Annotated in this window: 15 protein-coding genes; 9 read left to right on the plus strand and 6 right to left on the minus strand. The window is 61.4% G+C overall.

Going from position 1 to position 10,883, the window contains the following annotated elements; translation table 11 throughout:
- Positions 1-618: 618 nt before the first annotated feature.
- A complete protein-coding gene (locus AC5RT3_RS20185) occupies positions 619-1,017 on the minus strand; it encodes a nuclear transport factor 2 family protein (protein WP_494053853.1) in 399 nt (132 codons plus the stop codon).
- A gap of 112 nt (positions 1,018-1,129) precedes the next feature.
- Between AC5RT3_RS20185 and AC5RT3_RS20190 the strand changes: the two genes are divergently transcribed.
- Positions 1,130-1,882: a phosphotransferase gene (locus AC5RT3_RS20190; RefSeq protein ID WP_494053852.1), complete on the plus strand. Its 753-nt coding sequence runs from the start codon at positions 1,130-1,132 to the stop codon at positions 1,880-1,882.
- Between the two features lie 701 nt (positions 1,883-2,583).
- On the opposite strand, the gene AC5RT3_RS20195 is transcribed toward AC5RT3_RS20190, so the two are convergent.
- The gene (locus AC5RT3_RS20195) at positions 2,584-3,081 is read right to left on the minus strand and encodes a DM13 domain-containing protein (RefSeq protein ID WP_494053851.1); all 498 of its coding nucleotides are present in this window, start codon (positions 3,079-3,081) and stop codon (positions 2,584-2,586) included.
- 384 nt (positions 3,082-3,465) lie between these two features.
- Between AC5RT3_RS20195 and AC5RT3_RS20200 the strand changes: the two genes are divergently transcribed.
- The 6 genes from AC5RT3_RS20200 to AC5RT3_RS20225 all read left to right on the plus strand — a co-directional run bounded on the left by AC5RT3_RS20200 (position 3,466) and on the right by AC5RT3_RS20225 (position 8,234).
- Positions 3,466-3,819, plus strand: coding sequence for a hypothetical protein (locus tag AC5RT3_RS20200; protein ID WP_494053850.1), 354 nt, complete (start codon positions 3,466-3,468; stop codon positions 3,817-3,819).
- A gap of 703 nt (positions 3,820-4,522) precedes the next feature.
- Positions 4,523-5,026, plus strand: coding sequence for a hypothetical protein (locus AC5RT3_RS20205; protein ID WP_494009350.1), 504 nt, complete (start codon positions 4,523-4,525; stop codon positions 5,024-5,026).
- Between the two features lie 1,276 nt (positions 5,027-6,302).
- On the plus strand, positions 6,303-6,425 hold the full coding sequence (locus tag AC5RT3_RS20210) for a hypothetical protein (RefSeq protein WP_494053848.1): 123 nt from the start codon (positions 6,303-6,305) through the stop codon (positions 6,423-6,425).
- 32 nt (positions 6,426-6,457) lie between these two features.
- Positions 6,458-7,006: a hypothetical protein gene (locus AC5RT3_RS20215; RefSeq protein ID WP_494053847.1), complete on the plus strand. Its 549-nt coding sequence runs from the start codon at positions 6,458-6,460 to the stop codon at positions 7,004-7,006.
- A 65-nt stretch (positions 7,007-7,071) separates the two neighbouring features.
- Positions 7,072-7,386 (plus strand): hypothetical protein, encoded by a 315-nt coding sequence (locus tag AC5RT3_RS20220; protein WP_494053846.1) that lies wholly within the window; start codon positions 7,072-7,074, stop codon positions 7,384-7,386.
- A 506-nt stretch (positions 7,387-7,892) separates the two neighbouring features.
- Positions 7,893-8,234: a hypothetical protein gene (locus AC5RT3_RS20225; RefSeq protein WP_494053845.1), complete on the plus strand. Its 342-nt coding sequence runs from the start codon at positions 7,893-7,895 to the stop codon at positions 8,232-8,234.
- On the opposite strand, the gene AC5RT3_RS20230 is transcribed toward AC5RT3_RS20225, so the two are convergent.
- Positions 8,197-8,427, minus strand: coding sequence for a hypothetical protein (locus AC5RT3_RS20230; protein WP_494053844.1), 231 nt, complete (start codon positions 8,425-8,427; stop codon positions 8,197-8,199). The genes AC5RT3_RS20225 and AC5RT3_RS20230 overlap by 38 nt on opposite strands.
- The gene (locus AC5RT3_RS20235) at positions 8,420-8,677 is read right to left on the minus strand and encodes a hypothetical protein (protein WP_494125065.1); all 258 of its coding nucleotides are present in this window, start codon (positions 8,675-8,677) and stop codon (positions 8,420-8,422) included. Before AC5RT3_RS20235 ends, AC5RT3_RS20230 begins: the two co-directional genes overlap by 8 nt.
- 6 nt (positions 8,678-8,683) lie before the next feature.
- On the opposite strand from AC5RT3_RS20235, the gene AC5RT3_RS20240 reads away from it, so the two are divergent.
- On the plus strand, positions 8,684-8,962 hold the full coding sequence (locus AC5RT3_RS20240; protein WP_494125066.1) for a hypothetical protein: 279 nt from the start codon (positions 8,684-8,686) through the stop codon (positions 8,960-8,962).
- 269 nt (positions 8,963-9,231) lie between these two features.
- Positions 9,232-9,519, plus strand: a complete 288-nt coding sequence (locus AC5RT3_RS20245) for a hypothetical protein (protein WP_494053842.1) — start codon at positions 9,232-9,234, stop codon at positions 9,517-9,519.
- Here the strand turns inward: AC5RT3_RS20245 and AC5RT3_RS20250 are convergent.
- Both AC5RT3_RS20250 and AC5RT3_RS20255 read right to left on the minus strand, forming a co-directional pair.
- Positions 9,497-9,730: an AMIN-like domain-containing (lipo)protein gene (locus AC5RT3_RS20250; RefSeq protein ID WP_494053841.1), complete on the minus strand. Its 234-nt coding sequence runs from the start codon at positions 9,728-9,730 to the stop codon at positions 9,497-9,499. The genes AC5RT3_RS20245 and AC5RT3_RS20250 overlap by 23 nt on opposite strands.
- A gap of 292 nt (positions 9,731-10,022) precedes the next feature.
- Positions 10,023-10,517, minus strand: coding sequence for a cupin domain-containing protein (locus AC5RT3_RS20255; protein ID WP_494125067.1), 495 nt, complete (start codon positions 10,515-10,517; stop codon positions 10,023-10,025).
- Positions 10,518-10,883: the final 366 nt, after the last annotated feature.

The following is a 10,883-nucleotide window of genomic DNA, read 5'->3' on the forward strand; positions in this document are numbered from 1 at the left end:
CGCGCTGATCCTCAGACAACGAACTAGACGCACGCATAAAACTGCTCCCCGGGAGTCGGAACTGAATTTCTCAGTCCAACTCCCGGGGAGCAGTTCATTCACTGAGCGCACCCTTTTCGACTCCCACTCCCCATACACCGGATCCCCATCCGATTGACACCATCATAAGCATGCTTAGCAATGTGTTCGCAAGCCCGGGTAATCGCACCCTACCGGCACCGTCGCTGGCGTCGTCCCTGGAACTATGCGTCAATGGTTACGTCGTCGCCCAAGGTGCGCTGGCTCCGGATGACCGCATCCGTAACGGAGAGGGTGGCAGCCTGTTCAATCCAGGCTGAGTCCGGAGGCCCAGCAATAGCAGGGCCTCAAGCCCCTCCTGCTCATCCCGTCCTTGCTGAGCCTCTGAATCCTGTCCACACTGGGATCTCGAAAGCACCCCTCGCCCGCCGGTGTCAGACCGCTTCCAGCTTGGTGAGGCGCTCGGCAATCTTGCTGCCAGCCCGGCGCGACCTGGGGCAGGCGGCCAGCCATCTCTTCAGGACAGCGATTTCGTCGTCCTCCTGGCCCAGCTTCCGATGGATGATGGCGCCTCCCAGGCCGGGGGCATTTTTGTCCGAGTCAGGGGGTTACGGTGTCGCCGTGGCGGTGGGCGACCTTCCATTCGCCGTCCTCCCGACGGTAGACCTGTGTGGCCCGGAGGGTATAGCTCCGCGGTTCGCCGTCCACGGAGGCGGAGGTGTGCTCCAGTCCCGCCGTATAGGCCACGTCGCCCACGACGTCGTATGCCAGCAGCTCGAAACGGTAGGACGTGCAGTTGGAGAACTGCTTTGCCAGACCAGCGAAGAGTTCATCGAGCTCCTGCTGTCCGAAAGCGTTGCGCCACGCGCCCAGGACACTTACCGGCTCGTTGCTGGACCAGATCGCCCGACGCGGGGCGGCGTCGCCATTGTGAATAGCCACTTCAGCCTCATAGAGGGTGGACCGAAGCCATGCCAGAAAGTCATCGGAGTCAGCCATGTCTCAGTATGCTCCCCACGGCAGGCGTCGGCGATAGACCGATGTTGCCCATCGGGTAGAGGATGCTGGACGTTCAAGGGAAGCACGTTTCGCGAATCTGGCCTAGCCTGTCATGGTGACTGATGAGCAGGTTCTTGCCGGGGGTAACGCTGCTGAATTTGTAGTCCGCAACGGAGAAACCGTGAGGAAACCATGGACCTCCTCCACGGATAAAGTCCACCAGTTCCTTGGTACGTTGCGATCGGCTGGAGTGGATGTCCCGGAGGTAGCTGGCCCCGACAAAGAGGGCCGACAGGTCATCGAGTACGTTGCCGGCAGTTCGGCCATTGATCGAGGACAGCTGGATATTGCTGAACTGCGAAGGGTCGGAAGGATCGTGCGCGCCATCCACGACAACAGCCCGGCGTGCACTGCAGATGACGTTGAGTCGTGGAAGGTTCTGATCCCGGCGTCCGAGCCGGATCTGATCTGCCACAACGACCTGGCTCCATGGAATTTCATCATCGGCGACCGGTGGGTCTTCATCGACTGGGACGGCGCAGGGCCGAGAACGCGCCTTTGGGACCTGGCCTATTCTGCCCAGTCCTTCGCCGGACTTTGGGAGGGGGAGCGGCCCGACGAAGCCGGTGTCCGGTTGCGCGCCTTCGTCGATGGCTATGGCGCCGACCATGGCCAGCGGGCTGCACTTCCTGAGATGCTCGCCCAGAGAGTTTCGGCCATGCATGACTTGCTGCATGCAGCGAATCTGACCGGACACCAGCCGTGGGCGCGGATGTACGCCGATGGGCACGGAGCCCACTGGAAAGCCACAAGCGAATATGTCGCCCGGCATATCGAAACCTGGCGGACGGCGCTCACAGGCTAAACGACGCGCGCCATCATTAGCTCGACGCATCGCCCTGCGGCGGGGGAGGCCCCTGGCCCAGAACGCGATCATCAGCCCGGCAGTCGCGGCCCCGCCGGCGTATATCCAGGGCGACGCCCAGGCCCCCTCGGGTGTGGGGGTCGCGAAGGACACCACGACTGCGGCTACCGCCAGGAAAACCTCCGCTCCGGCCTGAAGCGGCCGGGCGCTGTACTCGGGGTACGCCAGCCGGATGAGTGGGATGATCGGCAGGAGGAACAGGCCGAGGCTGAAGATCGGCCAGATGCCATTGAAGGTGAAGATCACTAGACCCAGCACCCACAGCCCGGCGAACTGAAGCAGCTGGCCGGGCCGTAGTGGGGTCTCGGGCGTCCAGCGGCTCAGCAGCAGGCCCCATGCTGGCAGGCCCAGCAGCCAGCCGCCGGCCCAGAAGCCCACGTTCAGCAGTGCCGGGGGAACGAGCAGGGCGCCGGGCAGCAGGAACGCCACGGCCTGCCGAACCGACGGGACCTGCCCGGTGGGCCCGAAGATGCAGGCCCCGATCAGCAGGTAGACGGCCGCGTACCAGGGCAGCAGCTGGACGATGGGATCCGCCAGGCTGAACACCAGCAGGGGCAGCGCCGGGACCATGACGCACACCGCGGCAAACGTCCACGGATGGTGGGCCGGGGCGGGATCCACCGAGGCACTAGCCTGAGCCTTCACTTCTCGTCGCTGAGGACTGCCGCTGCACGTGCCTTCTTGGCGGAGTAGTCATAGATCAACACGCTCCGGACTGGATCCTGCATGCCCGTCCACATTTGTGCGTCCATCACGAAACGCTGGGTGGCGCCGGCCCGGAATGGGCCGATCTCGATCATCTTCATAGATGACAATTCAAGCTCTCCGCCGACGCCGGCAGCAAGAGTGCCGGGACTGAGCATGACGCGAAGATCCTTGCCGGGCTCAGTCGCCATGTCTTCGAGCTGCACAACTGCGCCGGACTCGTTGACCTCGAGGGTGGCTGTGCCAGAGGTAGCTGCAGTCAGGGACTGGAAAGGGCCCTGCATCGTGGCGGACACAGCCGAGGGAGTAGAGGAAGCCGAAGATGCTTCGACTGGGCGGGTTTCCTGATCGTGCCGAGGTTCTGAGTAAGTACACCCCGCCAGGACCGATACCAGGACTCCGGCGAGCAGCACACGTCGCATCAGCTTCATCATTCCCCCAATGATTCCTTCTTTGGCACCCTACCCGAGTCCAAGACGGGGAGGAGCGCCCGGGCCACCGCACACATGGAGCCCATGACTCAATTCTCCCTACCTGTCCTCGACGTTCACCTGCCCGGACATGAGGTGCTTGTACCAGAACTGCCGGAGGAGCGCTGCGTGCTGACGGCAGGAACCAGGGGCAACCTGCCCAAGGGAACTGCGAACAGCTGAAGAGTTACTTGCACTTAGGGTCGAACTTGCCGATTCTCTCGCATCCTTCCAGCATCGCGTTGAGGAGCTAGTTCAGCGCTCTATCGTCGTAGGACATGAGACGGAAGGGGACACCTTCTCCCACGGTGACAGGTATGCTGGGCCTCACTACTTCTTGGGGGAAGAATGCTGCGTGTCCTGAAGTTCGCTGCCGCGGGCATTCTGTTGCTGGCAGTGTCCTCATGTGCCGCGCCGTCCATCGAGGAGCTCGGGCGTAGTGCCATCCGGGAACAGGCAGCCGAGGGTAAAGCCCGGTTTATGAGGTTCACGGCGGCCACGGATACAACTGACAGAGTCCTGGTGGCCTCCAAGCTGGATGACGGGAGTTTCGGCCACTACGCCTACGGCTGGGACCCCGACGGGGATTTCTACACGGAGCATTACTACCCCTGCCGCCTCAAGTGCTGGAACTTCTGCCTGTCGAGCTGCCTCGCCCGGAACGCTGGAGCTGCCGAAAGTGTGGCAACTATCAAGAACTAACGCAGCAGACGTGCGCCTGTGGAGGTAGGAGACCTGCAAATGAACTCGACAAGCTTCTGTGACTAACACGTCGTTCCTAGGAAATCGACGGGAGCAGGTCTAACTGCGGAACGTTCTCATGGCCTGACCGGGTGCCCCTAACCCAGTGTTTCCGGAAATGCTCAGTTAGTTTTGACTGCGCTAGCGCAATCTAGAGGAAGCCGGTCCCTTGAGATCCTGGCTATTTTTCGTCGAGCAATTGCTCGCTTAGGTCGGGGTCTCACAAGTCCTGTGAGATCGGAAGCCAGTTGGCGATTCAGGACCGGAAAACCGGCGAAAACCGCCCTAGTTGGCGATTCGCATTCCTAATCGTTGAACCCAACTTTGTTCCGGCTGGACGGCGGCGCGTTGCGGGATCCATTGCTCGCCTCGCCGCCCAGCTGAGTGGTTCGATCTGCTCAGAGCAGCAGGACAGGTACGGCAGCTCCTGTGCGGGGATCAAACCCTGAGGGTTGTCCCTGAGGAAGCAGACACGTGAAGGTGATGCCTGAAGCAAGCCGCGGGTGGGCTGAAACCGTTACCTGGGTTCCGCTCGTCCTCGCTGGCCCTTCGCCACCGGAGTTTCCCCTGTTCAGACCGGAACTACTGTGTAACACTTCGAGGCATGAACGATCCCAGAAGCCGGATTCTGCCACTCCTTCGCCAAGGTGAAAGGCTTCTGTGGGTGGGTCAGCCGGACCCCCGGGTTCGTTTCACCGGTGCGGACGCCCTTCTGGTGCCGTTCAGCATCCTCTGGGGTGGCTTCGCGATCTTCTGGGAGTTCACGGCTGCCACCACGGCCAAGCAACCCTTCTTTGTACTGTGGGGCATCCCCTTCGTCCTGATAGGCCTCTACTTCATCTTCGGAAGGTTCATCTACAAGAAGCGGCGGAAGCTCCGCACAGTGTATGGACTCACGGATCGCAGGGCAATCGTCTCAATAGGGGACAGGTCCGTTTCCGATACGCCGGTCAACGGCATGCCGACCAAGATCGATCAGTCCAAAGACGGACGCCATGTCAGCGTGACTTTCGGGTACCAGGGCATGGCCGGGGCTTTCGGGGCCGGAATGTACCAAAACACCGGCCTGGATTTCTTCAGTCTTGGACTCGGACAAACGGTGGCCTTTTACGATGTTGAGGACACCAGGGGATTGCTCAGTGCCTTGGACCAAGCCAGAGTCAGCTGAGGCCAGGGGAAAGCTGCCGGCCCTCGGGCCGGCCGCCAGGGGGCGGGGCACGAGGACCGCAGGACTTCCCGCACATGGTGGCATTATGCAGCGTCCCGTCCCTGCCAATTTGGCCCTACTTATCGGAACGCCAGTTTTCTGCCCAGTAAGGGTTCGACATAGTAAAAGGGTTTGGGAGAGGCCGTGACCCCATTAGACCGGCGATCTATATAAATGCAAGCGGAATCCCCGACGGTGTCATGAACATCATGGTTAGCGCTGTCGGGGTGACCGCCCTCGCCTGCGTACTCCTGGTGGTTGTGACCAATTACCGTGACAGGGCGAAAGACCGTGCGAAGAAGGAAAAGTCCCCATGTGCAGCAAGCGGATCCGGCTCTGGATCTGAATCAAGGGCAACATCTGCAGGAACCGGGGCAACAATTGGCTGGGTCCATCCGGCGGTTAAGAAGGGCACGGCCTACTCGATTTCGAAATTTGTCGCGCTTGTGGGCGCTGTTACCGTGCTCATATTTCTCCTAATGCAGAACCCTACCGGCGAGCGTTGCTATGGGTCGGTGTAGCTGTCGCTGCCACAGTGCTGGTTGGCTTCTTAATCAAGAAGCACGTTAAGGAGCTCCGACACGAGTATCGATACGAAGCAGGAAAACAGATGAGATCTGAGACGCCCCGGCCCGTCTCATTGAAGGTTCCTAGGCAAACCTTCCAATCGGACAGTCTAAGCGGCCCTGCGAGAACGCCGACCAGGCGCGGGCACTGCACTGCGACTCTCGCTATCTGGAGAAAGGGGGGACACTGAGCATCCAGAAGATCAGTGACGCTATGACGACGACGGCCATGCCGGCGCCGAGCGCCCCAGACAAGGCCAGCCTGTCAATTTTGTCGGCGTCCTCGCGGAGTAGAACGTATGCTACGCCGAAGGCGGTTAGGAAAGCCCAAGGCAAAAACGAGGGGAAGAAGAAATCCGTCGAACCCTCCTTCGGCGCTGGGCCTCGTCAGTCCTACCCCTTTATTGTCCTTCCCTCTGCAGCCAGCGTTAAATTCGTATTCCCGATCAGCCACGACGGTGCGCTGGCGGGAATGCCTAACCGGCGCACATCAGATGAACGGCGGGCGGGCCTCATGCGCTGCGTTTGCCATCCGGTCGGCTTGAGCAGGCGCGCGCCTATCAGGCAGTCACCGCCATCCTCACAAGGACTGCGATAAGAGCTAGGAACGAAGAGTGCGGTGCTCAAACAAACAATTCCAACAGCTGTAATGGAGGCAAGATTACCGCAGCGTGAGGCGCATCGGCCGGCAGGACATTGAGGACTACATCGCCGAGGCCTACCGCCGCACCGCAGAGCGCATAGCCGCCGGCGAGCTCGGAGATGACACCGGAGCTGAGGCTCACGAGGCGTAGCGGAACGAACTGCCCGCCTTTAGACTCTCGCCATGAAGCGACGACGGGATCTCCGTCCGGGCCTGCAGGCGGCAGTGGTAGGCGCAATAGCCTTCGGCATCCTTCTGGGAACGAACCTGCTCATCTTTCGGGACAGCCTGGACAGCGCGCTGTTCAGCGCGTTGGTGTACTCGTTGGTTGCTGCTGGAGGTACCTACTTCACCCAAAAGCGTTTCCGGAGGACCAAGGCGAGGTTGGATGAGCACGGGCAGTTGCTCATGTTCCTCCGGTACCCGAACGCCCGGCCCGGTTCCCTAAGCGGCATTTGGGAAATGGGCATTGCCACCCCGGCGCCGGGCCTCATCGACTTCCAGCCCGCCGTCTACGACGAGCTGATACCGAGCGGCCGCAGCAAGGCACTCACCGGCCTCCGCGCCACAGGACTGCCGCCCCGCACATCCAACCGCCACGACAATAAACAGGGGCTTCCGTTCGGATTCCAGATAATCACCATGGAATCGAATGGGGGAGTCATTGAGGTTGCCGTCAGTCCTGCAACGCTCCGGAAGATTCAGGATGCCGTGGAGCAGGCATCCTCCTAGTCTCCGGCCGCAAGATCCGCTCACGCACCTTGCCCCGGTATGCGAACCAGTGGTTCAGTTCAGACATGCCACGGTCGTCAGGGGTACCTCAAGACGGGAAGTCTCCGGCTTCCAAGGAGGAAGCCCGGCGAAAGATCACCCGCATCACGTACTGGTCGCTGCCGTTCGTGATCGTCTTCGGGGTGTGGAACCTGATACCAAACACCTCGTTGCCTTGGCGGATCGCGATGCTGGGTGTCGAGATCTTATTCGTCATCGTTTTCGGAACCGCGGTCATCCGGTTCTCGCTCTGGCAGCGCGACGAATACTGGCGTGAACGGGGAAGGGACCCCAAACATCCAGAGCGTTTCCCGGGTGACTGGCGGGACAACGGCCTGTAGGGTGCCTCTCCCATTCCTGGCCGGCAACCAGGGCTGAAGTCGAATGAAACAGACAAATCGTTCCTCGCAGAGACCACTTCAGATTCCCGGGTCTAGGATGCAGCTAAGCAGTGTCCTGGTCGGTGGAGTTGTAGTGGTTGCCGCGGGCCTTGGCCTGTGGTGGGCCGCCATGCTCTAAACGAGAACGAAAAGGGCAGGGTAACGCCGTTCACCGTTGGATTCGCTGCCATGGCCCTTATCCAGGGCTGCTTCATCCTGTTTTGGGATCGCCGATCAACACCCAGTGTTCTCATGCGGCCGCAACCGGCAGATGCCCTGTTGGTGATCCTGCCTGCGGCCGTCGTCGGGTCCTTCTTCGGGGCGCTGCCCGAACTTCGGGATCCTACTAGTCCCCCTCTTTGGATGCTGGTCCTTTTTCTCGGTTCGCTGGCAATCTCGGTGAAGCCGGCAGAGTCGGCTCTGCTCTCGGAGGTTCCGCCACTAGACTCGATGAGTTTTTCGGACTGGTGCGATCCCAGAATTTCGGCGCAGGAACTCTTCTGATCGCGATCTGGTTTGCAGCGATGTACTTCGGCACTGCCCTGGAAGCGGATGCTTGGACACCCGTGATTATCACGCTCGCACTCGCCCAAAGCGCGGTGAGTATTTGGCGCATTTTTGAACAGCATCAGATGTCCAAGAAAGGGGTCCGTCTATCTCGCATGCAGATCATCGGGTTGCGAGCCATTAACGTGAGTCAAGGGCATGAGGCTGCCGTTGAAGAGCTGCGTGCCATGCATCCCAAGATCGGCATAACTCACGCCGAGAGGGTCATCGAGAATCTCTATCAAGCGGAGGAAGAACACTGACCAAAGATGGGCTGACCTGCGGCACCAGCACGGGATGATCCGGTCCGCTGTGGACCGCGATGGCCGCCTTCTGCCGTCGCTTATCGGCCTGAAGGATGCCGTCGCGGACGGCCGCGCGGATGACGCCGTAAAGGACGTAGAAGAAGACCGCAGCGAAGACCACGGTCAGGATCAAACCGTTGAAGTCAGCCATTTCGGGTCTCCTCTTTAGGCCAGAACTGCTGGGCGCCTGAAGCCGCATTCCGCAACTGGCCACCGTCCAAAGTGATGAATGATTCCTTCACCCCCAAGTCAAGCCACTGGGCCAGGAGACGCAACTCGCCGACCGGAGGAAGCGGCCACAGCCAAAGCCGGCCCCGGCCCAGAAATTCGTCGTCGGCGCCGCTGCCTCCGCAGTTGTTCAAGGCGAGCACTGGTGGTGCAGGCTGCTGGCCGGTGTCCATCGGGCCATGCGGTCCCTGGCTTCCGGTGCTGGCCTTCGGGCCGTCGGGGAACTGCACGCCGAACAGCAGTCCGGAATGCTGCACTCTTCCAGGTCGGATGCCCATCCCCGGATGGAAGAACAGATGCTGCAGGCCGGCCCAGTCCTCGTCATTCTGCTCTCCACGGCGGAAGAGCCAGGACAGGCTGAAGGAACAGCCAGTGGAATAGACATCGACGCTTTTGACTGCCAGGACCGTTGTAGGGCTTCTGTGCAGGAACTTGCCGAGGTGTACTACCGCCGGTAACTCGTAGGCGGGTGCGGCCACCCAAGGGGGCGGGGCATACCTCGTTGAGCGCGGCTGCGGCGGTAAAGGAGGCACCGGAAAGCTTTGAAAGAAGGTCATGTCTATCCTTGACTCCGCTGGCTGCGACCGACCAGCGGAACGGCGGCGCAGCCGCCTTGGATCCCCCGATCCGTCCTAACCCGGCCCAGTCTAGCCCTACTGGTAACGCATCTTCAGGACACGCCTGCTGGGTCCGCAAGACTGTCGGCGCCCGGGAGGACTATGGAGGCATGACGGCCCCAACGGTTGAGGCGGCCATTCATGAACTGATGGATCTCGTCTGGAATGTTGTCTACGACCTGCTCACGGAGCGGGGACTGCTCGGCGACGGATTGTTCTTGGAGGAGTTCACCGGAATCCATTCCTGGATGGAAGACTTCACCCGCTACACCGTGGTCCACTCCCGCGAGGTCGCGGTCCTGTTCGTGGACACACGGCCCGTAGATGCGATCGTGTGCCATCAGGGCCTGCTCGCCGCCGACCCGAAGGAGTTCTTCAGGCGGCCGGGTTGTAGGTGACGTTGCCGTTGCTGTCATAGGAGGGTGCGTTCACGACGACCTGCAGGTGCGCGTTGCCGTACACCGGGATCGTGTAGCCGGTGCGGTCCTGGATGATCTCCGGAACGTAGCGGACCGTGTAGCCCGTTGCGGGGCCGTTGAGGTCAACCACCATCTGGTCGAAGCAGGGTTGCTGCCCTGTGCGGACGTTGGTGACGGAAGCGGTGCTCATCCTTGGCGCGGATTTGGCCAGGGATCCCCTTCGAGACCGCAATACGATGCTGCGAGACGGCCCCCGGTGCCACGATGCCCAGCCCGACGGCTGCGAGGTGCGCCGTGAGCCAGAGGACGAGTTTTTTCATTTGGTGCCATCCAAGGGGGAGTGGTGCGCTGGGACAGCTCAAGATTAGGGAGTGCCATCCCCCCAACACGAGGGTTGTTGCCGGTCCGGGGCGGAACCGCGAAGAACACAGGATTTGGGTCACATGCCAGTAAATCCGGAGGCTGTCGCCGTAGTGGGTTCCCTACCCGAACAGAAGCCCGTGCCGCTCGATTAGCGGCATCGTTGCCTCGAAGTCCACCTCACCGCCGTACTCGGCTGCGAGGGCGGGAAGTGTATCCGGCGAGTATTCACCCCCAGGCTCGCCGAGTCGGCGGAAGAGTGCCTCGATGCCGCCCGGAACGATGATCTCGAGCACACGGAGTTCGTCGTCACCGGCATTCCAGAAGGTGTGCCAGCGTCCGCGAGGCTTGACTACCAAATCGCCCGGCGTTGCCGTGATCTCGGTGCCCTCCTCGATCACCCCGCGTGTGCCGGCCAGCACGAAGGTGTATTCGTCTTCGCGACTGTGCCGGTGCATGGGTGCGGCCAGCATCTTCGGCGCGAGCACGTGTTCGACCAGCGCAACCCTGCCGGAGGAAGCTGCGCTCTCGAGAAGGTACCTGTCCTGGAACCCTGGTTCTCCAGTGACTTCGCCCTCACCTGCCCGGACGACACGAGGGCCAAGCGGCGTGTCCATACCGCCATGATAGGGCCGGGGCATCCGCGTTGGTACCCATCGGTGTACTAGGGGCAACCATCCACCGTACTTGAACTCGGCCGCCATGTAGTTGACCGGAAATGTCCTTCTGATGTGAACCCGACGTCCTCCGTGAGGAGGTCAAGGCGACGCATTCGGAAATGTGTTGCGCCTGTTCCCGTGAATGACCGCGGTCGGGTTCCTTTGCTCCCTTATGTGTCGGTGGGATGCTGGCCGGGTCGGAGCAGCAGCACGACACTCGCGGCCAAGACCCAGACCAGGAAGAGCAGGAAGCCGACAAAACCGGCCATGCCGATAGCGCCCCCATCGGGGGAGGTCTCAAATACTCCCGCGAGGGAAACGAGC

This window comes from Arthrobacter sp. Y3221159 (genome assembly GCF_059089885.1).

Excerpts from the sequence above, each read along its gene's own strand:
- AC5RT3_RS20245 (WP_494053842.1), top strand. The coding sequence starts at position 9,232 with ATGACGGCCCCAACGGTTGAGGCGGCCATTCATGAACTGATGGATCTC.
- AC5RT3_RS20220 (WP_494053846.1), top strand. The coding sequence starts at position 7,072 with ATGCCACGGTCGTCAGGGGTACCTCAAGACGGGAAGTCTCCGGCTTCC.
- AC5RT3_RS20215 (WP_494053847.1), top strand. The coding sequence starts at position 6,458 with ATGAAGCGACGACGGGATCTCCGTCCGGGCCTGCAGGCGGCAGTGGTA.
- AC5RT3_RS20230 (WP_494053844.1), bottom strand. The coding sequence starts at position 8,427 with ATGGCTGACTTCAACGGTTTGATCCTGACCGTGGTCTTCGCTGCGGTC.
- AC5RT3_RS20240 (WP_494125066.1), top strand. The coding sequence starts at position 8,684 with ATGCGGTCCCTGGCTTCCGGTGCTGGCCTTCGGGCCGTCGGGGAACTG.
- AC5RT3_RS20195 (WP_494053851.1), bottom strand. The coding sequence starts at position 3,081 with ATGATGAAGCTGATGCGACGTGTGCTGCTCGCCGGAGTCCTGGTATCG.
- AC5RT3_RS20255 (WP_494125067.1), bottom strand. The coding sequence starts at position 10,517 with ATGGACACGCCGCTTGGCCCTCGTGTCGTCCGGGCAGGTGAGGGCGAA.
- AC5RT3_RS20250 (WP_494053841.1), bottom strand. The coding sequence starts at position 9,730 with ATGAGCACCGCTTCCGTCACCAACGTCCGCACAGGGCAGCAACCCTGC.
- AC5RT3_RS20185 (WP_494053853.1), bottom strand. The coding sequence starts at position 1,017 with ATGGCTGACTCCGATGACTTTCTGGCATGGCTTCGGTCCACCCTCTAT.
- AC5RT3_RS20235 (WP_494125065.1), bottom strand. The coding sequence starts at position 8,677 with ATGGACACCGGCCAGCAGCCTGCACCACCAGTGCTCGCCTTGAACAAC.
- AC5RT3_RS20190 (WP_494053852.1), top strand. The coding sequence starts at position 1,130 with ATGGTGACTGATGAGCAGGTTCTTGCCGGGGGTAACGCTGCTGAATTT.
- AC5RT3_RS20200 (WP_494053850.1), top strand. The coding sequence starts at position 3,466 with ATGCTGCGTGTCCTGAAGTTCGCTGCCGCGGGCATTCTGTTGCTGGCA.